The 24,377-nt window shown below is 58.9% G+C and carries 14 protein-coding genes and 1 pseudogene; 6 read left to right on the top strand and 9 right to left on the bottom strand.

Features of this window, described 5'->3' with window-relative positions; translation table 11 throughout:
- Positions 1–886 precede the first annotated feature (886 nt).
- Positions 887–4,672, bottom strand: a pseudogene (locus tag AACY42_RS06870) (Tc toxin subunit A); the annotation flags it as partial.
- 510 nt (positions 4,673–5,182) lie between these two features.
- Between AACY42_RS06870 and AACY42_RS06865 the strand changes: the two are divergent.
- From AACY42_RS06865 to AACY42_RS06855, 3 genes are all read left to right on the top strand, one after another.
- The gene (locus AACY42_RS06865) at positions 5,183–9,529 is read left to right on the top strand and encodes a SpvB/TcaC N-terminal domain-containing protein (RefSeq protein ID WP_339478014.1); all 4,347 of its coding nucleotides are present in this window, start codon (positions 5,183–5,185) and stop codon (positions 9,527–9,529) included.
- Between the two features lie 24 nt (positions 9,530–9,553).
- Complete coding sequence (locus AACY42_RS06860) at positions 9,554–12,343, top strand: RHS repeat domain-containing protein (RefSeq protein ID WP_339478011.1); 2,790 nt, start codon at positions 9,554–9,556, stop codon at positions 12,341–12,343.
- A gap of 83 nt (positions 12,344–12,426) precedes the next feature.
- Positions 12,427–12,777, top strand: a complete 351-nt coding sequence (locus tag AACY42_RS06855) for a hypothetical protein (RefSeq protein WP_339478008.1) — start codon at positions 12,427–12,429, stop codon at positions 12,775–12,777.
- A gap of 94 nt (positions 12,778–12,871) precedes the next feature.
- On the opposite strand, the gene AACY42_RS06850 is transcribed toward AACY42_RS06855, so the two are convergent.
- Both AACY42_RS06850 and AACY42_RS06845 read right to left on the bottom strand, forming a co-directional pair.
- Positions 12,872–13,579 (bottom strand): OmpA family protein, encoded by a 708-nt coding sequence (locus tag AACY42_RS06850; protein ID WP_339478006.1) that lies wholly within the window; start codon positions 13,577–13,579, stop codon positions 12,872–12,874.
- 154 nt (positions 13,580–13,733) lie between these two features.
- A complete protein-coding gene (locus AACY42_RS06845; protein ID WP_339478004.1) occupies positions 13,734–14,909 on the bottom strand; it encodes an aspartate aminotransferase family protein in 1,176 nt (391 codons plus the stop codon).
- A gap of 99 nt (positions 14,910–15,008) precedes the next feature.
- Here AACY42_RS06845 and AACY42_RS06840 point away from each other — a divergent pair, with 99 nt between their 5' ends.
- The 3 genes from AACY42_RS06840 (at position 15,009) to AACY42_RS06830 (ending at position 17,846) form a co-directional block, all read left to right on the top strand.
- Positions 15,009–15,926, top strand: a complete 918-nt coding sequence (locus tag AACY42_RS06840; protein WP_339478002.1) for a LysR family transcriptional regulator — start codon at positions 15,009–15,011, stop codon at positions 15,924–15,926.
- Positions 15,927–16,023: 97 nt separating this feature from the next.
- Positions 16,024–17,037 carry a sensor domain-containing diguanylate cyclase gene (locus AACY42_RS06835; protein ID WP_339478000.1) on the top strand — a complete coding sequence of 338 codons (1,014 nt, stop codon included), beginning with the start codon at positions 16,024–16,026 and terminating at the stop codon, positions 17,035–17,037.
- 104 nt (positions 17,038–17,141) lie between these two features.
- Positions 17,142–17,846 carry a hypothetical protein gene (locus AACY42_RS06830; protein ID WP_339477998.1) on the top strand — a complete coding sequence of 235 codons (705 nt, stop codon included), beginning with the start codon at positions 17,142–17,144 and terminating at the stop codon, positions 17,844–17,846.
- A gap of 99 nt (positions 17,847–17,945) precedes the next feature.
- Here AACY42_RS06830 and cyoE read toward each other — a convergent pair whose 3' ends face one another.
- From cyoE to AACY42_RS06800, 6 genes are all read right to left on the bottom strand, one after another.
- Positions 17,946–18,833: a heme o synthase gene (cyoE, locus tag AACY42_RS06825; RefSeq protein WP_339477996.1), complete on the bottom strand. Its 888-nt coding sequence runs from the start codon at positions 18,831–18,833 to the stop codon at positions 17,946–17,948.
- Between the two features lie 11 nt (positions 18,834–18,844).
- Positions 18,845–19,180: a cytochrome o ubiquinol oxidase subunit IV gene (gene cyoD / locus AACY42_RS06820; RefSeq protein ID WP_014340102.1), complete on the bottom strand. Its 336-nt coding sequence runs from the start codon at positions 19,178–19,180 to the stop codon at positions 18,845–18,847.
- A complete protein-coding gene (locus tag AACY42_RS06815) occupies positions 19,181–19,807 on the bottom strand; it encodes a cytochrome o ubiquinol oxidase subunit III (RefSeq protein WP_014340103.1) in 627 nt (208 codons plus the stop codon). It abuts the gene before it with no gap.
- 3 nt (positions 19,808–19,810) lie between these two features.
- Complete coding sequence (cyoB, locus tag AACY42_RS06810; protein ID WP_339477991.1) at positions 19,811–21,841, bottom strand: cytochrome o ubiquinol oxidase subunit I; 2,031 nt, start codon at positions 21,839–21,841, stop codon at positions 19,811–19,813.
- Between the two features lie 3 nt (positions 21,842–21,844).
- Complete coding sequence (gene cyoA / locus AACY42_RS06805) at positions 21,845–22,792, bottom strand: ubiquinol oxidase subunit II (RefSeq protein ID WP_339477989.1); 948 nt, start codon at positions 22,790–22,792, stop codon at positions 21,845–21,847.
- Between the two features lie 775 nt (positions 22,793–23,567).
- Positions 23,568–24,077: a disulfide bond formation protein B gene (locus AACY42_RS06800; protein ID WP_339477987.1), complete on the bottom strand. Its 510-nt coding sequence runs from the start codon at positions 24,075–24,077 to the stop codon at positions 23,568–23,570.
- Between the last annotated feature and the right edge of the window lie 300 nt (positions 24,078–24,377).

The following is a 24,377-nucleotide window of genomic DNA, read 5'->3' as shown; positions in this document are numbered from 1 at the left end:
TCGGGGTCGCCACCAACCCTTGGCCGACCGGATTGACCCCACTCCAGGTCAGGGCGATCTTGCGATCTGCCCTATCACTGGCGTCGGACGTATCCACCAGGGTCAGGGTGTAGCGCTGGCCGACGACGAAGGTCAGCGAATCCGACTCGGCTTCGGTCGCCTTCTGATCTACCCGCGTCAAGGTGAATTGCCAATTCGGCTCGGCAAGGACTTTTATCGTGAAGCTGACCACCGGCCCCTCAAATGCATCGAGTGTTGCCGTAAGCGCATATTCGCCAGCTCGATCGATCGGCACGGCAAAAACCGCCATGCCTTCGGAATCGGTCCGCGTCTCTTTCGGTCCATCGACATCGTCCATCATCCATTGCACGGGATACTCGCCAACCCCCTCAAACCTCGCAGGGGTGCCCGGCTCGACCTCGGCTTCCACCCGCACCCGCATATGCATCACCTCACCCGCCTGGGCAATCACCAGCACATTGGCTGGGGACGCCGCGGCAAGCCTGGGCACGGGGAGAATGACCATGGCCTGTTCAAACGAGTCCTCTCGGTCGTCCTGTCTGCTTGGAGGCAAGAGGCTCGCGCGAACGGTCATGGCGCCTTCCTTGAGCTGCGACGCGGGCAGCTCGAAAACTGCGTATCCATCAGAATCTGAAACAGCCACTTCCTCCGGTGTGTACTCTGACCCATCAGCGAACTGCACGTGCCAATCGATTTGTGCTTCCGACTTGCCCGCTCCGCTCAGCGAGAGAACGCGGCAGGCGATTGTTACGTCCTGGCCGAGCACATTCGGCCCCTTGAAGCGCAACCTGTAGAAGTTCTTATCAATATAGGGCGCATCGATGAAGCGAAACGTGGCAAAACCTTGGAGGGTCAGCCCCGCACCGAGGGTGGCCTGGACCGTCGTTATCCCCTCCTCGTTGCTGAACAGCTGGGCGCGGGCGACACCGCTTGCATCGGCAATCGTCGTATCCTTCTTGAACTGACCGGCGCCTTCGACAACGTTCCAACGTACACGCCGATTACGTCCCCGGTTGCCAAAACCGTCGTACACCGTGGCGGACAATTCGAAGGACTCACGGCGACCGGCGAGTTTTGGCGCGCCGTCCACTTCGGGCCTGGGCTGGCGCAAGCCTAGCGTTTCCTCGTCGCAGTCGATTGTCACCGTAGGCATGGCAATACGCTGATCAAGTCCGATGATCGCAAAAACCGTTGCAATGCCCATCTCCGAAGCCGACGTCAATGTGACATTCACCCCCCCATCGAAATCGGTGTGGGACATATCCGAGTCCAAGACGCCTGGGCCTGTCAGGGCCCAACGCACACGAACGTTGACCAGCGGTTTTCCGCTCAAGTCCCGCACCAGCAGGCGATACCTTGCCTGTGCTTTTACCGGCGCTAACTCCAGCGCGTTGGCCACCAGGCGCGTCCGGTCGACCGACGTCTCGCTCGTTGTCGCCTGGCCAACCTCGGGGGCGTTGCCGGAACCGCCCGATTGAAGCCGACCGGCGTAGAGGCTACCGAGCGCATATTGCACGGCGTTGCGATAATCTTCGGTATTGGCGGACACCGGCAGTCCGCCAAGTTCATGCAGGGCCAGAATGCTTAGCTCGCTCGTGCGGGCCATCTCCAGCATGCGGATCAAACCATTGAATTGACTTAGCTGTGTAAGCACTCCCGACGGCGCAATGAAACGTACCGCTTCAAGCACCTCACGCGCGCTGAGGCCCAGCATCTCCGCGACCTTGACGGCGGCCGCATCCTGCATCAGCCGCGCGTAATCTTCGCTCTCGATGAAAAGATCAGGGTCAAACGCCTGTGGATCGTTGACCAAGGACAAGTAATCCATCAGTGCCGAAGGGGACGCCTGCATACGAGATGCGACATCACGGTAGGTTTGAAGGTGGTATAGCGTGGCGAGCGTGATCGCCCCGCTGTCATCCAAGCCTGGCCGAAATCCAAATAAATCGGGCGCGTCAGTCCAACCTTCCACCTGCCGCTTGTTTGCCGCATGACGACTCAGGAACTCGCCATCCAATTCGAACTGACGGGCGATATCAGCCAAACGACGCAAGTTCCCCAGTTTCTGGAGCATAACGTCAACATTGCTCCAGTTTTCCAGGTCGTCTTCCTCGCCCATGAAGGCCGGGGCCCTGGGCAAGACGGCGGCGCGCAAACGTCGTGCAACCGGATCGGAGCGACTCAACCGCTGCAAAGCCATCGCGAGCAAGGACGCTGCGGGGGTTACCACGCCATCCGTCTCCCACACCCAGCGCAAAATGTCGTAAACGCTCTGGTCGGCCCAATCCATAAGAGGCAGCACGAGATCGGACGATATCGCCAGGTATGTGGCGAGATGCTCTTCGACCAGAGCGCGCTGCGAAGCCCGCATCCGCAGGATGACCGCCGTCACGGACTCCACCACCATATCTTTCAGGGTGTCCGACTCACCCCGGTCCTCCCGGATCAAATCCTCTTTTGAGGCGAGCCTTTCCACCACATCGGCCACAATGTTGCGAATGCTGAGCGCATAGTCCGTATCCGAGCCCGAGACACCGTCAAGCACAATGCCCTGTGCATCGACAACGTCCGTAAGGGCTGAAACCCAGTCGATGCCAACCTTGGTGTCCATGTTATCCAGCGTCGGAGGAACACCTGCTTGCCCCAGGACCTCATTGGTAATACGCAGGCCTTCCAAACTCGTATGCAAGCTGACGACCAATTGCCGCTCGCTATCACTGGCCACGGGGACGGTCGTATTTGAGCGCAACACTCGCACAAGCCAGGCCAGATCGATGCCTTTGTCCCGGCACCAACGCACGCATTCGACAACAGCCATCAACGCGGCGGTAAAGTCCGTCGCGCCCAGCGAAGGCAGTGCATCGATCGATGGTACGCCAGCAATCTGCTTCAGAATCGGCCCGGTCTGGCCGAGCGTCTGCACGAGCCCGATCAAGACCGTCGGAGGAACTTGCAGGTACCGAGCGATGCTGGCAATGCGATAAAAAGAAGACAAGATTTCCAGATTACGGGTGAGTTGCGGCGGGTCGTAGGCACTGGCGACAACCCGAGCCATGTAAGTGTACTCGGACGTATCCAAGCCAAGGCTGGCACAAATCGCCTGGACGGTTTCCCGCCCGCGTTCATCCATGTTGTCTTCTACCCGCGCGCTGAACGGCGAATTGTCGAGAATCAAGGGCCTCCCCAAAAGCCCGTGATTGACAAAGATACGGTCGTACTGGGGAAGCATTTCTCCGGCGCCAAAAATCGATACCTTGTCGAGCCAAGCGGCAAAATCCTCGGCAGTCACGCCATAACGCGTGCGCATCTCACAAAAAATCCCGAGCACCTTCAGGGTATTGCGGGTGATTTGTGGCATTCCGGTTTTCTTCTCGGCGCGATGGGCCGCGACGATCAGTTGATCCATCTCTCGAAAAGAGGTGCCAAGCCATCGGCTGAGCCGCATAAGCCGGTGGATCCGATCCGCGTGCTCATTCGTCAGGTTCTCAAGCTGAACCGGTGGATTGACTGGGACAGTTTCCATGTCCTCTTGCAGATTGAAGCGCTGCGTTTCATCCGTTGCCCGCAGCTCAATGGCAGGGGACCTCGCACTATTGATATAGACCGCTCCAAAATCCTGTGGACCGGGCTCCTGCAGGGTAACGGTCGATGGCAACACATGCGCGGACAACATCGGCGCCTGTTCCCCCACCGCGAACAATCCTGGCAGTGCTTCGCGCGTCGCCCCGGTACGCGTGCAAAATTCCGCACTGTCTTCCAAAGATGACTTGGAATAAACCCGATAGGTCGTCCAGTAAAAGTCCGCTATTTGCGCTTCGTTTGTTGGATTGGCGCCGTTGAATGGCGCCTCCAGGAGAAGTTCCCGACGCGCCGGGCCGATCGGCAGACTCAGGAGAAACGTATCGTCGCCGCGGTCGGTCTGCATGCCGGGCAAGGCAAAGTAATGAAAATCCGGATCGGTGGCACGCGCCAGTTCACCAAAAGCTGAAACCGACTGGTCAAAAAGCGACAAGATCACTTCAAGCTGCTCGACCCAATGCTCGTACGGCATGCTAAGCGGATAACGTGCACTCGCAAGTAGCCTATCCGCCTCAACGGCATCGGACTCCGATGATCGCCCCGCGTTGAGCAGCGATGCTTCCAAGATCTTCGTCGACAGCGACAGCACCGAACATTCCCGTGTCATCGCCGCCGAATCAAGCCGCTGGGCGGCGATATCCGGCCGCCGAACCTCTAGACGGTACCGATTATCCTCGCCTCCCGCTTGCTCCAGCGAGAGCGCTTTTTTGTACAGACTGACCAGATAAGCGACTGGCGAGGTTCGTGCTTCGATGGCGTTCGGGCGGGCCATGTTTGACCAGTCCTCGTCGAACTCCATGTCATAGCGCGCCCCATCCGTGAGCGAAGCAAAACCCCGATGCACATCGTAAGTCAGGCTATCGGCTCCACGAAGTTCGCGCTCGCGGTATTGGCGCACAATCCATATTGCCGCGCTCATCGCGCGCTCGTGCAACTCTTGCGCCGGCCCGCTGCGCAGCCCCTGAGCAATCCATCGCTCAGGGCGCCCGCGCGCAAGTTCAAGAATAGAACCTGCCTGCGCGACAATGGCATTGATGGTTTCGCTTCCTGACGGATTCAATAGCGCAGCCATGGTTGTCGTCAGCGGCGCCCGGGACGCTGAGGGGTCAGGATTCGAAGGCAAAAGACGGTCGGATGGCATCAGCTTCTCCAAAGTTTTGGAGCGCCCTGCGGGCGTCGCTCCCGATTAATTTCGGGGACACGTACCATTTCGGTATGTGGGGTAATCAAACTCCAGACTTTGGGCAATGGCTACTGTCAGGACTTACAGGTCGCAGCGGACTTTAGATAAGCGGTTGAAGTGGATCTGTTCATCGCCAGGCCTGCCAGTTCCTGACTGGGGCCGGCTTGGAATTGCTCCTGCACAGAGCACAGAGCACCGAGTCAACGACTCGCCGGTTTTGGACGGTGTTATTTACACCAGCCTGGTGCCTACCTACGCTTCGCCCTATGCCAAACGAAATAAACCTCCGTCGCCGTTTTCTTATTCCATTAACAACTAGGCAACTGTCAATCCTGACAGTAGATGGGCACGCCGATTCGCGCCAAATTGAGCACCTGCACACGCGCTCGGAGCCCGGCGATGGACCAGCAGGAAAGTTTGAGCATCACGCCACCTTCCCTGCCCAAGGGCGGCGGTGCCATCCAGAGCATCGGCAAAGGCTGGGGTGGCGTCGGTGCCACCGGCAAGGCGTCCTTCGACTTGCCCCTGCCGATTTCTCCTGGGCGCGGCTATGCCCCCACCCTGCAACTCGGTTACGGCAGCAGCGTCGGTAACAGCCTGTTCGGGATCGGTTGGGTGCTGTCCCTGGGCTGCGTGGCACGACGGACCAGCAAGGGGGTTCCGGATTACACCGACGACGATGTCATATTGGGCCCCGATGGCACGGTCTGGATGCCGGAGCGCAACAGCGCCGGAGAAATCATTCGCACGACAGTGAGCACCTATCGAGACCTGGCGTTGGGCACCGACTATCAGGTAGCCCGTTACTTTCCGCGTATCGAAGGTGCTTTCGACCGTATCGAACATTGGCGCTCAGCGGATGACTACCCGGGGTTCTGGCTGATTCACGGGGCAGACGGCAGCTTGCAGCTGTACGGTTTCAACCCTTCGTCACGTAGCACCGACCTGGAAGACGCCCTACGCGTCGGCGAATGGCTGCTGGAAGAAACCATGAACGCCCACGGTGAACATGTCCTCTATGAGTATGCCGGCGAAGATCATGCCGGCATGCTCACCGATACACCACGCGACTTCCGCGCCCAGTGCTACCTGAGCCGGGTGCGCTATGGCAATGCCGAGGCGAATGCCCACCTCTTTCATTGGGTGCCAGAACAGTTGGCTCAGGCGCAATGGCACTTCGACCTGATCTTCGATTACGGCGAGCGCAGCACCGGACTCGAGGAAATCCCCACCTACGATCCAATCCGTGCGTGGCCGGTGCGCAGCGATCCTTTCGCGACCTACGGCTACGGCTTCCTGCTGGGTAACCTGCGGCTGTGTCGGCAAGTGCTGATGTTCCACAACTTCGAGGAACTGGGCAGCGACCCACTGTTGGTACAACGCCTGCTGTTCGACTATCAGGCCACCGAGCTGGGCTACAACTTGCTATCCGCCGCGCACCAACAAGGCTATGACGAACAAGGGCAAATCGAATCGCGACCGCCAGTGGCGTTCAACTATTCGCCGTTCCAGACCGACGACGCCCAGTATCAACAGTTCGAGGCCATGCCCGGCCTCAACGACGGCCAGCAATACCAGTTGGTCGACCTGTATGGCGAGGGTGTTCCAGGCGTGCTTTATCGCAGTGACAAGGCCTGGTACTACCGCGAGCCGCTCCGGGCCCAACCGGCGCGAACGACCGATGAGGTGGTCTACGACGAGTGGCAACGACTGGACGCGATCCCCGTGATGGACAGCCGCAAACCGGTTCGCCAGTCATTGATGGACCTCACCGGCGATGGCCGTCTGGATTGGGTCATGGCACACCCCGGCGTGAGCGGCTTCTTTACCCTCAACCCGGATCGCAGCTGGTCGAATTTCGTTACCTCTGCGGCCTTCCCCCGGGAGTTCTTTCATCCTCAAAGCCAACTGGCCGACCTGGTGGGCGGCGGCCTGTCCGACCTGGCGCTGATCGGGCCACGCAGCGTGCGGGTGTATGCCAATCGCCGCAAAGGCCGTTTCGCCAAGGGCCTGGATGTGCCACATCGCATCGAAGCCGCACCTAAGGATCGCCTGCCTTTATTGAGCCAGGCACAGACCGAACTGGTGGCGTTCAGCGACGTATTGGGCACAGGTCAGCAGCATCTGGTGCGCATCCGCCACAACGAAATTGTCTGTTGGCCCAACCGCGGCCATGGCCGTTTCGACCCAGGCTTTCGGCTAGGTTGCTTGCCTTACACTTACAAGTCTTTCGATGCCTCACGAATCTTGCTGGCCGACCTGGACGGCTCCGGTGCCGCTGACCTGATCTACCTCACCAGCGACCATGCCGAGATCTACATGAACCGCACCGGCATGGGCTTTGAAACCCACGCGCAGATTTTGCCCTGGCCGACGGGCGTGCGTTACGACCGGTTATGCCAAGTGAGCGCCGCCGACTTGCAGGGGCTGGGTTGTTCGAGCCTGGTGCTGACCGTTCCACATATGAAGCCACGGCACTGGCGCTGCGATTTTGTCGAGGCCAAACCGTATCTGCTGCACCGGACAAACAACAATATGGGCGCCATCGGCGAAGTGTTCTACCGCAGCTCGGCCCAGGAATGGCTGGATGAGAAACAGGAACTGCGGGTAACGAACACGGAAATTGCCAGCTATGTACCGTTTCCGATGCCGCTGGTATCACGGCAAACCCAGCTGGATGAAATCACCGGCAACCAGTTGACCCAACGTTTCGAGTATCGCCAAGGCTTTTATGACGGCCAGGAGCGCGAGTTTCGTGGCTTTGGCCTGGTGTTGCAAAATGACAGCGAAATCGCTGGTGACGAACAGCGACAGGCCGGTTTTACCGCGCCGGTGCTGCGCAAGAGTTGGTTCCATACCGGTCGTACCCCCGATCTACCGGGCCTGGATTACGACGCCTCGGACAGCGCCGCGCAGCCCCTAGGCAGGGCATTGCTGCTGGCACCGAAAGACGACCTGCCGGACGAAATCATCAGCAACGCTGACGACGATACCGGGCACGACATGGCCTACGCCCTGGCCGGCATGCCGCTGCGGGTCGAGGTATTCGGTCTGGACGCCGACGACCCATGGCAGGCCCGTCCCTACTCGGTACAGCAATCGCGCTTTGCCGTGCGTTTATGGGAAGGACGCGGCGATTACCAACCCTATTGCCGAATGCAACCACTGGAACTGGAATCGATTGCCTATACCTACGAGCGCCTACCGGACGACCCGCTGTGCCACCACCGTATCAGCCTGGCCTGGGATCGTTATGGCGGGCTGATCCATGAAGTAACCGTCGCCTATGCCCGGCGCAGGAACATCAATGATGAGCCGCCGTTCGATGAAGACCATGAACAAACCTGGTGGCGTGCCTCCCACGATGATGCGCAGAGCGACTACTACCTGAGCGAAAGCCGCGCCCAGTTCCTTCATCTGGACGACGATCCGCAAGCCTGGCGTCTGGGCCTGCCCTATCGGTCCCGAGGCAATGCGCTGGTGTTGCCGAAGGCAATGTTGGGGCCCGAGGATATTTCCCATGAGGCGATGTTCGATCGTCTCAATGCACCGCCCGGCGAACATTTCCAACGGCAACTGGCGCACCTGTCCGAGCAGCGGTACCAACAGGGAGGCCAGACCCTGCCGACGGGAGAAGCCAGTTTCGAGGCTTTGGCCGACTACCTTGAGTCCGCCGAATTGGATGAAGCGGCCTTACAGGCCTATGCATCAGTGCTCAGCCCCGAGGAACTGGATGCCAGTCTGCCCCAACTTGGTTATCACCCCATGGCCGCCCAGCTGCCGGCAGAACCGGACAAGGTATTGTGGTCGATCCGCAAGGGCTTCATGACCTATGCCGGACTGGAAGGTTTCTATCGCGTCATCAGCAGCCGAGCCACCCAAAGCCAGGGGCCAACGGACATCGGCTTCGATCCTTATTATTGCCTGCCCCTCAGTGTCACCACGGCCGACGGCTGCAGCACCCACGTGGTCGATACGGACTATCGCTTCCTGCTGCCGCGTCGCATCGTCGATCCGAACCAGAACATCCAAGAGGCCCGTTATGACGGTTTCGGCGAACTGTCGGCCAGCAGTTTCCACGGGACCGAGCGCGGCGAAAACGTAGGTTTCGACCCACTGGACGAGCACCAACCGTTTACCCGGTCTCCCACCGAAGCCATTGCCAATCCGGAGGCCGCCTTGCAAGGCGCCGCCAGCGCCTGCTTTCGCGACCCCTTCAGTTGGATGCGCGAGGGTGAACCGGTCCACGCGGCGACTCTGCAAGCCGACCGCTACCCGCAGCTCCCGGACAACCCCGAACGCAAGATTCGTATCGCCGTACAGTGCTGGGACGGCTTTGGCCGCGTCCTGCAAAGCAAGCAAAAGGTCGAGCCGGGAAACGCCTACCAGATCGCGGACGACGGCACCCTCGTCCTGGACGGCGACGACCAGCCCGTCACCGCGCCGGCCGCCGAGCGCTGGCGAGTCAGTGAACGGGTCGAATACAACAACAAGGGCCTGGCGGTACGCGTCTATCGACCGTATTTCGCCGACGGCCATCGCTACATCAAGGACGAATCGTTCCGCCGTTTCGGGCATTGCGACCAGCAATTCTACGATCCGCTCGGGCGGCCTACGTTGACCGTGACGGCCATGGGGTATTGGCGGCGTCAGCGGTATCTGGGGTGGTATGGGATTTCGGAGGATGAGAACGATACGTTGGAAGAGTCCTCATTGGGGAATCCATCGAGTCTATTAGCTTCCTAGTTGAAGGTTAAAAGAGGTTTGAGCATGTCGAGGTTTACCGCCAGCATTCACGTCCACACACCTACCTTGGCCGTAGTGGATCCTCGCGGGCTCGATGTACGTTCAGTTGCTTACTACCGCTCCATCGAAACGGCGGCCCCCGAAGAACGAATCAACCGCAGCGCTCACGACGCAATCGGGCGCCTGGTCAAACAGTGGGATCCCAGGCTGTGGGCACTCAGTTCAAAAACCGCACCCGCCAATTCATCCAACCACTATTCGTTATCCGGCAAAGTACTGGGTTCGCTCAGCGTCGACGCCGGCGAACGTATCAGCCTGTTCGGCGACGGCGATCAGCTTGTTCAAAGCTGGGACAGCCGCGAGACTCAGCGGCGGATTGACTATGACGACCTGCTACGCCCGCTGGCCGTTTTTGAACAGGGCAAAGGCGAAGTCGCTCGCTGCACCGAGCGTTATGCATACGCCAACGCCAATGACGATTTCGCCGCCCACAACCAATGCGGGCAATTGATTCGACACGACGATCCAGCGGGCAGCCAAACCCTGGACGAATATGCCCTGACGGGCGGCGTCCTCAAGCAAACCCAGCGATTCCTGCGAGCGCTGGAACCACCGGATTGGCCATTTGGGTTGCCGGAGCGCGACGAACTCTTGGAACCCGTGGCGCAATCGGCAACCAGCGCGACGCGCTTCAACTCGCTGGGCGATGTGCTGGAGCAGATCGATGCCAAAGGCAATCGGCAACTGTTCGATTACACCGTCGATGGCCAGTTGTTCGCCAGCCATCTGCAACTGAGCGGTCAGGCCACGCCTCAAACGCTGGTCAGCGCCCTCGCCTACAACCCCTACGGCCAAGTCGAACAGGAAACCGCAGGTAACGGCGTAATCAGCACACTGAATTACCGTGCCGAGGACGGACGCCTGCTGCGATTACACGCCGCCCGCAATGCCGACGAACCGCTGCAGGATCTTCGCTACGCCTACGACCCGGTGGGCAATGTGCTGAGCATCGAAGACGCTGCCCTGCCGGTTCGCTATTTCGCCAACCAGCGGGTTGAACCGATCAACCGTTATGACTACGACAGCCTTTATCAACTGATCAGGGCCACCGGCTGGGAGGCTGGCAGTGCCAACCGAGGGCCGCAATTCAACCGCTTCGACGATCCGGGCGCCGTCGCCAACTATGAGCAAACGTATCACTACGACGCGGGCGGTAATTTGCTAGAACTGATCCATGTCGGCCCGCAAAGCCACAGCCGCAAACTGACGGCGGCGCGCTACAGCAACCGCTGTCTCCCGGAACGGAACGGCCCGCCACCGACCGAAGACGAGATAGCCGCCGCATTTGACGGCAACGGCAACTTACTGGAGTTGCAACCGGGACAAGCGATGGCTTGGGATCTGCGCAATCAGTTGCGCGAGGTGCGGCCGGTTGAACGTGAAGGTTCCGAGGATGATCGCGAGCTGTATTTATACGGCAGCGATGGAATGCGACGGCGCAAAGTCCGCTCGATCCAAACCAATGCCCGCTCGCTGACTTCGGAAGTTCGTTATTTGCCGGACCTGGAAATTCGTACTCACGCAGGCAAGGGCGAAGTGTTGCAAGTGATCTGCGTACAGGCCGGACGCCGCGCGATGCAGGTACTACATTGGGAAAGGGTACCACCTGCCGGTATTTCCAACGATCAGTACCGCTACAACCTGACCGACCATCTGGGTTCCAGCAGCCTGGAATTGGATAGCGAGGCCGAGATAATCAGCCAGGAAACCTATCACCCATTCGGCGGCACGGCCTGGTTTGCCGGGCGCAGTGAAGTGGAAGCGAGTTACAAGACGGTGCGTTATTCAGCGAAAGAGCGGGATGCGACGGGGCTCTATTATTATGGGTTCAGGTATTACGCGGTGTGGTTGCAGCGGTGGGTTAATCCGGATCCGGCTGGTGGTGTGGATGGGCTGAACTTATTTTGTTTTATCTCGAACGCACCGATGAACTTTGTAGATGCACAGGGCCTTATAAAATTTCCAGCGGAGCTCATTACTTCTAACTCCGTCGGGCGCCTGCTTAATCAAGAACGATATGCCGAAGCCCTTGCTACCGCTCGTATTGAATCTACATCCGACGCATCAATAATCAATGCATGGGTTCATTCACTTATACCTCAGGTCGATCTGACATCGATGACTGTGCTCCAGTCTCGGGGTAACAATTCAATTTACCAAGCTGACTCCGATGTACAGGGAATACAATTTCTTGTTAAAAAAATGCAATCACCAAAAGAATCACAGAGTGAGGCTTTTGCTTATGAAGTAAGCGAGCGACTCGGCTTTCATTTCGTACCGCCAACTCAAGCGAAGGCGAAGTCAATGATCCAGCAGAGAGTTACGAACACCAGCACAAACACCAAAGAGCGACATGCATTACCCGAAAGAGCAAAACTCTTTTACTACTTGATCAATGAATTCGATGACAATTCTGGCAACCAGCTTTGGGATACCCAAGGAAACATCTATCTCATTGATCACGAATCAGCTTTTTCCGAAAAGAAAAATGCCACCTACAACTTGAACAACATTGAGCTTTCAGAAGTCTTTAACACCGAAACCTGGGAGAAGTTCAACAACACAACCATAAAAGACTGGAAAAATTTGTTAGCTGAAAAATTCTCTACACTTTCAAAATTGGAAACCAAAGCTTTCCTGGGTCGAATTACCGAGACACGCGCAGCAGTACAACAAAAAATTGACCATGACGTGTTTAGTTTCGGAACAAAACGCGGATATTTACAACGTTTTTTCCAAAGTAACGCTGCCTGATGGCAAGAGCAATGAAGATGTGAGCGCATAGCGCTAGTTCCCTGTCATAGCTGCTTTGAAGAAGAGACGACACTGGATGTTCAGTGCCCCTCGGCGATGGCGATCAGCTTGTTCAGGCTTGGGACAGCCGCGAGACTCAGCGGCGGATTTACTATGACGACCTGCTACGCCCGCTGGCTGTTTTCGAACAAGGCAAAGGCGAAGCCGCTCGCTGCACCGAGCGTTATGCCGATGCCGATGCCGATGATGATTTCGCGGCCCACAACCAATGCGGGCAATTGATCCGACACGACGATCCGGCAGGCACCCAGACCTTGGACGAATATGCCCTGACGGGTGGCGTCCTCGAGCAAACCCAGCGATTCCTGCAAGCGCTGAAATCACCGAATTGGCCACCCTCGTCAATGAAAGAGCTGCAAGGAAAACAAGCGTGACACCAGGACTAGATGAAGTGTCTAGTCCTGAAATAGGTTTACACCTTTTTCACCTACAGCCCATCGATCAAGGATACTGCTGATAAGTCTGGCCCTACTGCTGCGGTGCCTGGTACTGCTGCCCCGGAATCGCCTTGAGGTTGACCTCGACCCGACGGTTCTGTGCACGGCCATTGACGTCGGCGTTGCTCGCCACCGGGTTGTCCGGGCCGGCACCGCGGGCCGTCAGATTGGCGCCGCTGACACCCTGGGACGTCAGGTAGGTCGCCACGCTCTGGGCACGGCGCTGGGACAGGTCCATGTTGTGCTGGCGGCTGCCGGTGCTGTCGGTGTAGCCGACGATTTCGATCTGGTTCTGGTTGAACTCCCTGAGGGAGTTGGCCAGGTTGTTCAGCGGTTGGTAGAAGCTGGACGCGATGTTCGCCGAGTCGGTGGCGAAGGTGATGTTGCCCGGCATGATCAGTTTGATTTGGTCGCCCTGGCGCTGCACTTCAACGCCGGTATTGGCCATGCTGGCGCGCAGTTTCTTTTCCTGCTGGTCGGCGTAGTAGCCGTAGCCGGCCGCGGAAGCCCCCACCACCGCTGCACCGATCAACGCACCCTTACCGCGGTTATCGTGACTGATGGCCGCACCGGCCAACGCCCCAGCCAGTGCACCGAGTCCGCCGTACTTGGCGGTTTTACTCATGCCCGACGAATCGGTAGAGGCCTGGCCCTGGTTATCGTAGGGGTTAGGCGACGCACAGCCGGACAACAGGGCCACGGCAGTTGCGACAACGATCAAGCGACGCGAGGTGAACATGAAGATGCTCCTGGTTTTTCAGTCTGAATGCCAAAGTGTAGGCGATCGACTCTGGCAGGCGTTGGAACGCGGTAATCGTTAAAAATTCCGTCGCGCTGCGTCGCGCTTCGCCCGGCTGACCGATAAAAAAACCGTCGTCCGGGCGAACGCCCCCTCAACTCTGCGCCAGACAGCGGCTGACACCCCGGACAATCATCTCCACTTCCCGCCCATCGATCGTCAACGGCGGCAGCAGGCGGATGGTCTGGCCCCGGGTGATATTGATCAGCAGACCGTGGTCCTGGGCGGCGCGAAGGGCCAAGTCGCGGACCGGTTGCTTGAGTTCGATGCCAATCATCAACCCCTGGCCGCGAATCGCCAAGACATTCGGGTTGTCCGCCAACTCGGTGCGCAGCCGACTCAACAACTGTTCGCCCTGGTGCCTGGCGTTGTCCACCAGCGCTTGTTGCTCAATGATGTCCAGCACCGTGCAGCCGACCCGACAGGCCAGCGGATTACCGCCAAAGGTACTGCCATGACTGCCTGGGGTAAACAGCTCGGCAGCCTTACCCCGTGCCAGGCAGGCCCCAATGGGCACGCCGTTGCCCAGGCCTTTGGCGAGGGTCATGACGTCCGGCACGATGCCCTCGTGCTGGAACGCGAACCATTGGCCGGTACGACCGATGCCCGTCTGGATCTCGTCGAGCATCAACAGCCACGCGCGCCGGCTGCACAGCTGCCGCAAGGCCTTGAGGTAACCCGCTGGGGCGAGCTGCACACCGCTCTCGCCCTGGATCGGTTCCACCAATACCGCGACGATGCGCTCGGCATGAGCCTGCCGGATCGCTTCCAGCGCGGCCAGATCGCCGAACGGCACCTTGATGAAATCCCCCGGCAATCGGTTGTAGCCCAGCCGCACGGACGGGCCGTCACTGGCGGACATTGTGCCCAAGGTGCGTCCATGGAAGGCATTGTCCATGACGACCACCAATGGCTGCTCAATGCCCTTGTGCCAGCCATAGAGGCGCGCCAGTTTCAGCGCGGTTTCGTTGGCCTCGGCGCCCGAGTTGTTGAAAAACGCCCGATCCAGCCCAGACAGTTGGGTGAGCTTTTGCGCCAGGCGTTGTTGCCAATCGATGCTGTACAGGTTGGACGTGTGCAACAGCAGGCCGGCCTGCTCGCTGATGGCGGCCACCAGCCGAGGGTGGGAGTGGCCGACATTGGTCACCGCCACGCCCGCCACCGCATCGAGGTACTCGCGGCCGTCCTGGTCCCACAAGCGCGTACCCAAGCCATGGGTGAAACTCAGCGCCAGAGGTTGGTAAGTGGTCATCAGGCAGGCAGCGGTCATGGCATCAAGCTCCATTGGGTTGGTTTTTTCCAGTATGGTTAGCCACCAAGGCTGGATAAACGCCGCTTTACTTCAATCATTTAAAAGCTGAGCTTGATAATGGATTTATTCCAGGCAATGACTGTTTACGTGAAGGTGGTAGAAACCGGAAGCCTGACGGCGGCGGCCCAGGCGTGCGAAATGTCCACCACCATGGTGGGCAATCATCTTCGTGCACTGGAGCAACGTCTCGGCGTGCGCCTGATCAACCGTACAACCCGGCGCCAGCGCCTGACCGAGTTCGGCTCGACCTACTATCAGCGTTGCCTGGAAGTGCTGGGGCTGGTGGCCGATTCCGAACGCTTGGCCGAACAGACCCAGGGCGAGCCCACCGGCACCCTGCGCATCACCGCGCCGCTGACCTTCGGCTCCGAACGCCTCGCGCCGGCGCTGGCCGAATTCAGCCGGCGCTTCGCCCAGGTCAAGCTCGACGTGGTGCTGACCAACCAGCGGCTGGACCTGCTCGAACATGGATTCGACGTCGCCATCCGACTCGGCAATCCCGACCCGAAACTGATTGCCCGTCCGTTGGTGGACTACACCCTGACCATCTGCGCCGCCCCTGCTTACCTGGCCCGGCGAGGCACGCCGGAAAAACCCGTCGACCTGCAACAGCACGATTGCCTGTCGTTCGCCTATTTGGCAGGAGATGACTGGCGCTTCGCCCAGGATCTCTGGCCGATCAACGGCCCGGAAGGCGAGATCAAGGTCCCGGTAAACGGACCGATGCTGATCAACAGCTCCTCGGGCCTGCATCGCGCCGCCCTGGCCGGGATGGGCGTGGTGATGCTGCCCGATGCGCTCGTGGCCCAGGACCTGAAGGATGGTCACCTGGTGGCGTTGTTGCAGGACTACCAGTTGCCCCATCGCCCGATGAGCCTGATGTACGCGCAGGATCGCTACCGTTTGCCGAAGCTGCGCAGTTTTGTCGAGTTTGCGCTGGAGAAATGGGGCAAACCCCAAACACCAGCCGAATGATGACGGGCGCCCCCCCCGCTAGTGACCCCGCCCCCCATCAGCTACTCTTCCTCCTTGGGCGAGCATTTTGATATCAAGGCGGATTGAGGAAACGACGATGGGAGATGCCTCGAACATCGACATGCTGCGGTTCGACCTGTCCGATCTGGACGAAGGCGTACTGCACACCATCCTGGAACTGGTCAGCGATGGCATCTGGGACTGGAATGCCAACACCGGCTTCGTCTACCGCAACCCTGGCTGGTACACGATGCTTGGCTACCTGCCTCACTCGCTGGAAAACACCGTGCTGACCTGGGAGAGCGTCATCCACCCGGATGACTATCCACGGGTCATGGCGTTGTTCGACGACCACCTGGAACAACGATCCCACAGATACCAGGCCGAGTACCGTTGCCGCACGCGCGACGGGGGCTACATCTGGATTGAGGATCGCGGCCATGTGATCGCCCGTAACCCCGACGGCACGGTGGCGCGCATGATCGGCGCCCATCGCAGCGTCGATGACAAGAAGCGCCTGTTCGAGCAACTGGAACGACGCAACAAATCTCTGGAAGCCGTGATCGAAGAACGTACCCGCGAACTGTCCCGGGTCAACCATCAGTTGCAGATCCAGCTGGACGAAAACCGCAGGCTTGCCGAAACCGACGCCCTGACCCGGGTCGCCAACCGTTATCGTCTGGACCAGGCGCTGCCGCTGGCCTGTGAGCGCGCGCAGCGTTTTCGCGAGCCATTGTCACTGATCGCCATGGACGTCGACGATTTCAAGGACATCAATGATCGCTACGGCCACGCCTTCGGCGATGCGGCGCTGGTGCAAGTGGTGCAGAGCGTCAAGCGCTGCGAGCGCGACGGCGATTTGCTGGTGCGCTGGGGCGGTGACGAATTCATCATGATCCTGCCCAGCACCACCCTGGCCAACGCTCGCCTGCTGGCCGAGAGTATTCGTCGAGGCTTGTCCGACCTGCTGCCGGTGGGCGACTTCCAGATCACCATGAGCTTTGGCGTGGTGCAGCGATTCGAGGATGAACAGAAGACGGCATTGCTGCACCGGGCGGACCAGGCGCTGTATCGCTCCAAAATGTCGGGCAAGAATGTGATTTGTGAATGAGCTCCGACCGTGACAACACCGCCCGCGTCCAATAGATTAGGCGACCGGAAAAAAGCTCAATGCCTTTCTCGCCTCATCCCGCTAACAGAAGTAGTGAAATTTCAATGTCCGATTCCAACACCGCTGAATCCGTAGTCACCCTGTCGTCCAAAGCGGAATACGAAAACTCCATCAATCTTTCACAGCATCTGCCCCAGGCCAAAACCATCAGCGAAATGGTCCTTGATGCGTTCCAGTCGAACCGCGAAAGCGACCAGATCCGCGAACTGCGCAATGCCATCCGCCAGGCTCACGATGCGTTCGACGACGACAAAGCCTACGAACTGATGGGCCAGCTCAAACAACTCAAGGACGCCGAAGCCGCCGATTTCGCAGCCCTGGAAGACCTGAGCAGCCGCTTCCCGATCAGCCGTATCCTCTCCAGCTACAAGGATGACCCGTCGTTTCAGGAAGTGGTCTATGGCCTGGCCCTGAAAGTGCTGAACCAGACCCACCAAGCCATCAGCAACCCGAGCGGCAGCAAGGGCAAGGCCTCGCGGGCCAAGAAGGAAGCCGAAGTGTTTGTCATCAGCAAGGATGGCATCAGCGTCACCCTGCCCCTGCGCACACCACGCTCCAAGCCGAACGTTGACCGCCAGGCCTTCGAGTTCCTGGGTTTCAACTTCGTAGGCGAAGGCGACGAAGCCGAGCTGGAAAGCGAAACCTTCCTGGACAATGACGGCACCGAACAACCGGCCACCCGCAAAGGCATCGTCGCCGCGTTGCAACAGCAGAAAGCCTTCGACGGCTACAGCATCGCCCAGCAATAAGCCCACGTTGAGTTTCCCCTTGTGGGAGCCCGAAGTAATACCCAAGAAAAAGCCCCGCACTTCTCTCGAAGGCGGGGCTTTTTTTACAGCGTCTGAAGCTTAAGGCGCGTAAGTCAGCAGCAGCTCACTCGGCACTTTGAAGTCCAGGGACATCATGACGCTCAGGGCGGTAATGGTGAAGATCGAAAACACGAACAACTTGCGTGCCCAGACCCTGTCATCCACCGCCTTGTAGCCGGTCCAGGCCATGTACAGCCAGTACATGCCCATGGCAGCGGCGACGGCGAGGTAGCTCATGCCGGCATAGCCGCTGAAGGTCAGCATCAAGGTCGCCACGAGGAAGGCCAGGATGTAGAGCAGGATGTGCTTCTTGGCCACGCGGATGCCGCGCTTGACCGGCAGCACCGGAATCGAGGCCGCCAGGTAGTCGTTGAAACGGAAGATCGCGATGGCATAGGAATGCGGCATCTGCCACAGGCTGAACATCACCAGCAGCGTCAGCGCCGCCATGTCGAAGCGGTTGCTCACCGCTACGTAGCCGATCACTGGCGGCATCGCCCCCGACAGGCTGCCCACCAGCGTGCCGTGGACCGACTTGCGCTTGAGGTACAGGCTGTAGAGGCCGACGTAGATGACAAAACCGATCACCGCGAACAACGCCGCCAACGGGTTGGCCACCCAGTACAGCAGCGCCACGCCGGCCACGCCCAGCACCGTGGCGAATGCCAGGGCCAGTTGCACCGGAATCAGGCCCTGGACCAGCGCCCGATTCTTGGTGCGTTCCATCTTGATATCGATGTCACGGTCGATGCAATTGTTGAACACGCAACCGGACGCCACCACCAGGGAAGTGCCGATCATCGCCGCCAGGAAGATGGCCAGATCGACATGCCCTTTCGAGGCCAGGAAAAACCCGCCTGCCACAGAAAGCACGTTACCGAAAATGATCCCCGGTTTGGTGATTTGGATAAAGTGCTTCAGGGACATCCGGACTTTCCTCAGTGCGCCATCATGTTGGTGTGGATGCTGAACATGATCCACAACGACAGGCCAACCAGCAGGACAATCACGATCGCGGCAAAGACAAATGCGACCACGTTGTTACGTTGGGCGGCGGAGCGGTCCAGGTGCAGGAAGTACACCAGGTGCACCAGTACCTGGACCACGGCGAAGATCAGGATGATCCACAGGGTCAGGCTCTTGGGCAGCGACGGGTACATCACCAGGCCGAACGGGATGACGGTCAGGATCACCGACAGGATGAAGCCGATGGCGTAGGACTTGACGCTGCCGTGGCCGGCGTCATGGCCATCATGGGAATGTGCGTTAGCCATTTACAGGGTCCCCATCAGATAAACAACGGTGAATACGCAGATCCACACCACGTCCAGGAAGTGCCAGAACAGGCTCAGGCAGCTCAGGCGCGTCTTGTTGGTGGCAGTCAGGCCGTTTTTATGGACCTGGTACATCATGATCGCCATCCAGATCAGGCCGCTGGTCACGTGCAGGCCGTGGGTGCCGACCAGGGTGAAGAACCCGGACAGGAAGCCGCTGCGGCTTGGACCGTAGCCTTCGGCGATCAGGATATGGAACTCGTTGATCTCCATGGCGATAAAGCCGGCGCCCAGCAGGAAGGTCATGGCCAACCAGCCCAGCACCTGGGTTTTCTTGCCCTTGAACAACGCCAGCATGGCGAAGCCGTAGGTGATCGAGCTGAACAGCAGCAGCGCGGTTTCGCCCAGTACGTACGGCAGTTCAAAGATGTCGTGGCCCGACGGGCCACCGGCAACGTTGTTTACCAGCACCGCGTACACCGCGAAGATCGACGCAAACAGAATGCAGTCGGTCATCAGGTAGAGCCAGAAACCGAATACGGTCATCTCGCCCGAGTCGTGGTGATGGTCATCGTGCCCATGGTCATGACCATGGGCGTGTCCAACAGTGGTCACTAAATTCGACATGGTTTAAGCCTGTTCCAACGAGGTTTCAACACGGGTGGCGGTGGCGGGGACTTTCCCGGCCGCTACTAGGCGCTTGTGCTGCTCGGCTTCGATGCGCTCGATGACATCCACCGGCACCATGTAACCCTGATCGTCACGGGCGGCATGGATAGTGAAGTACACGACAGTGCCAACCAGGCTGGCGATGGCCAGCCACCAGATGTGCCAGATCATTGCGAAACCGAACACGGTCAGCAGCGCGCCCATGACCACACCGGTAGCGGTGTTGTTGGGCATGTGGATCGGCTCGTACTTGGCCGGAGCCTGGTACGCAGTGCCGGCTTCCTTGGCTTCGGTGAACGGGTCGATGACGTCTGCTTTGGGCAGCACCGCGAAGTTGTAGAACGGCGGTGGCGAAGAGGTCGACCATTCCAGGGTATGGGCATTCCACGGGTCGCCGTGTTCGCATATGTTCTCTGGCTTGTTGCGATCGCGCACGCTGACGTACAACTGGATCAGCTGGCAGGCGATACCAACAGCGATCATCACCGCACCGAACATGGCGACGTACAGGTACGGCACCCACTCAGGGTTGGTGGTGGCGTTCAAGCGACGGGTCATGCCCATGAAGCCCAGTGCATAGAGCGGCATGAACGCGACGAAGAAGCCCGAGATCCAGAACCAGAACGCTGCCTTGCCCCAACCTTCGTGCAGCTTGAAGCCGAACGCTTTCGGGAAGTAGAAGGCGAAACCGGCGATGTAGCCAAACACCGCACCGCCGATGATCACGTTGTGGAAGTGTGCGATCACGAACAGGCTGTTGTGCAACACGAAGTCAGCACCTGGAATGGCCAGCAGTACGCCGGTCATGCCGCCGATGGCGAAGGTCACCATGAAGCCCAGGGTCCACAGCACGTGGCTGGTGAAACGCAGGCGGCCCTGGTAGATGGTGAACAGCCAGTTGAACAGCTTCACACCCGTCGGGATCGAGATCAGCATGGTCGCCAGGCCGAAGAAGGCGTTGACGCTGGCACCCGAGCCCATGGTGAAGAAGTGGTGCAGCCAGACCATGAAGCCCAGCACCGAGATCGCGCCGCTGGCGTAGATCATCGAGTGGTGGCCGAACAGTTTCTTGCCGGAGAAGGTCGAGATGACTTCGGAGAAAATCCCGAACGCCGGCAGGATCAGGATGTACACCTCGGGGTGACCCCAGGCCCAGAACAGGTTGACGTACATCATCGGATTTCCACCCAGTTCATTGGTGAAAATGTGGAAATCCATGTAACGGTCAAGCGTCAGCAGGGCCAGGGTAGCGGTCAGGATCGGGAACGAAGCGACGATCAGGACGTTGGCCCAGGTGCAGGTCCAGGTGAAGATCGGCATGTCCATCAGCTTCATGCCCGGGGTACGCATTTTCAGCACGGTGGCGAGGAAGTTGACCCCCGTCAGCGTTGTCCCCAATCCAGATAGCTGTAGCGCCCAGATGTAGTAGTCCATGCCCACGCCCGGACTGTATTGCAGACCCGACAGCGGTGGATAGGCAACCCAGCCGGTCTTGGCGAATTCGCCAACGCCCAGGGACAGGTTGATCAGCACCACGCCGGACACCAGCAGCCAGAAGCTCAGGGAGTTCAGGAACGGATAGGCAACGTCACGCGCGCCGATCTGCAGCGGCACTGCAAGGTTCATCAGGCCGGTGAAGAATGGCATCGCCATGAAGATGATCATGATCACACCGTGGGCGGTGAAGATCTGGTCATAGTGTTCAGGCGGCAGGTAGCCAGGCGAACCCTCGGTGGCCATGGCCAGCTGGGTACGCATCATGATGGCGTCGGCAAAACCGCGCAGCAGCATGACCATGGCGACGATGATGTACATCACGCCGATTTTCTTGTGGTCGACCGACGTCAGCCATTCGGTCCACAGGTAGGTCCACTTCTTGAAGTAAGTGATCCCCGCGAACAGCGTCAGACCACCGAGCGCGATGATGGCGAGGGTCACCATGACAATCGGCTCGTGGAACGGGATCGCTTCCCAACTTAATTTACCAAACATCGTTTACTCCTCTGCCCCGGCAGCTGAATGCGAACTCATGTCCATCCCTTCCATGTTGTGGGCCACTTCCTTTTCGCTCTTCTCGTGGTGCATCGGCTTGCCCGGATTCATCCCTTCATACTTGTCGATGATGGTCTGGAACAGGTTTGGCGTAACCGACGAGTAGAGTTCGACTGGGTTGTTCTGGCTCGGTTTGGAAAGGGCTTCGTATTCAGCTTTTTCAAGCTGTTTAGGTGCCTTCTTCACATCGTTGACCCAGGTGTCGAAATCTTCCTGGGTCGTGGCGATTGCTTTGAACTTCATGCCGGTAAAACCCGCGCCGCTGTAGTTGGCGGAGATACCGTCGAGTTCGGCATTCTGGTTGGCGATCAGGTGCAGCTTGGTCTGCATGCCCGCCATCGCGTAGATCTGGCCGCCCAGGCCCGGGATGAAGAACGAGTTCATCACGGTGTCGGAAGTGACCTTGAAGTTGATCGGCGTATGCGCCGGGAACACGATCTTGTTGACCGTCGCAATGCCTTGTTCCGGATAGATGAACAGCCACTTCCAGTCCATGGAGACCACTTCAATGGTGATCGGCTTGACGTCGGAATCCAGCGGACGATACGGGTCCAGGGCGTGGGTCGACTTGTAGGTGATGTAACCCAGGGCAATGATGATCAGCACCGGAATGGTCCACACCGCCACTTCGATCTTGGTCGAATGCGACCACTTCGGCGTGTAGGTAGCCTGGGTATTGGTTGCGCGGTACTTCCAGGCGAACAGGAAGGTCATGACGATGACCGGCACAACGACCAGCAACATCAGCAGCGTAGCGGTGATGATCAGGTTTCGTTCATCCAGGCCGACCTGGCCCTTGGGATCGAGCAAGGTCATGTTGCAGCCTCCCAGCAGCAACGTGCCGAGCAGCGGCAACAAGCCTAGTAATCGGGGGTACCTGTTTTTACTCATCTCACGACCTCTAAAGCAGCTTGCGCAATGCAGTTGGGTTTTGATCGCCAACACTTCACCCTGCCAAGGGTTGGCATTTTCTTGGATTGAATAAGGGCTGCCCGTCAAACGTCAGCGGCTGTTCGACACATCCTGGGCCAGCAGTGAGTTCTTATTCGTTGGTCAAAGGCCTAGTTCAAGCCCAATTCCATTTGGTGCGGGTAGTTGGAGGCACCGACACCTGGGGTCGCATGGGGCGCTGGCGCCCTTCGACCACTCTCGTGCTCAAGCTTGAGCCGGGTCGGAAATTCGGTGCGGGCGATTGTAGTGAGGTGAGGCGCTGTAGACCATGTCTCATCTCGAAATAATTTTTATCCAATCCGGCAACAATCTTTCGCAGATATTGCAACAAGCCAGCATGTTATCGAAATTAATTCTCAACAAGAACCCCAAAAAACGTAAGGCTACTATGCCCGATTTAGACAGCTCGAGAGGATCACGAAGAGGTTATTTGCTCGGCAAGCGCCCAGTTTTCGGGGGCTCTGGCGCCCGACGCCTCGCTGTTAAAAATGCCTGCTGCAGCCGATACACATTTTGCGAAACCAGGCAGCTTTTTGTTATAGGAAGGAGCTTTTAATCGCCCTCGCAAAGGCTGAGCGCCTCAAGATATGTGACAACATGTCGCACATTGTCGCAGGCTATTCTTGCCTCGGATCAAGGACGGTCCGGCTCAAGAGTGAAACGCAAAACGCCCCGGCTCTCCAGAAGAGAAACCGGGGCGTTTCATGACGGTGCCTCAGCGAATCTGTTTGCGGTTACGTGACACCAGCAACGGCACCAGCACCACCGTCAAGACGAAGGCCACCAGCGCCCACTGCGCCAGGGACAGACCCAGGATCGGTGGGTAGGGGGTGGAGCAAAAGCCATCGACCTGGAACCCCAACGGAAATATCTTCGCCAACGGCAGGTCATCGACTATCGGTTGCAACACGTCGATGCCGCAACTGACCGCGGGGAAGAACTGGGTGTAGACGTGATGCCCTGCCACACCAGCACCGACCAGGGCGCTGAGCACCACCAGGCCTTCGAAGATCGTCAGGCTGCCGCGGGTGCGCATGGCCGCACCGATGAAGGCGAAGATCGCGATCAACAACAGCGCATAGCGTTGCAAGATACACAGCGGGCACGGCGCCTCACCGAGGGCCACTTGCATGTACAGCGCGCCGCCGATCAGCGCCAGGCAGATCAGCCCCAGCAGCACCAGATAGCGCCGCTCACGGCCTAACCGCATCATTTCCTCACTCATTGCGTTTCCCTTTGTCTGCATGGATCGACGCGCGGCACGGCGACACTCGGGCGCGCGCTCGGATGCCCAAAGTCTACACGCAGACCATGACAGTGAACGAGCAGCGGGCGTCGACATTGAAAGGGAAATAGACCGCTAGAAGGTTAAGCGCCGATTAATTCTGGCAGGTGGACAGGGATGAACCTGCCGCCGCCTTCGCGAGCAAGCCCGCTCCCACACTGGAATCGGTGGTGAACACACATTTTGTGTCTGACGCAGATCCAATGTGTGAGGCTTGCTCGCGAAAGCGGTGGGTCAGTT

It is taken from the genome of Pseudomonas sp. RL_5y_Pfl2_73, from assembly GCF_963970515.1.
Taxonomy (GTDB): Bacteria; Pseudomonadota; Gammaproteobacteria; order Pseudomonadales; family Pseudomonadaceae; genus Aquipseudomonas.
This window is presented reverse-complemented; position numbering and strand designations above follow the sequence as displayed.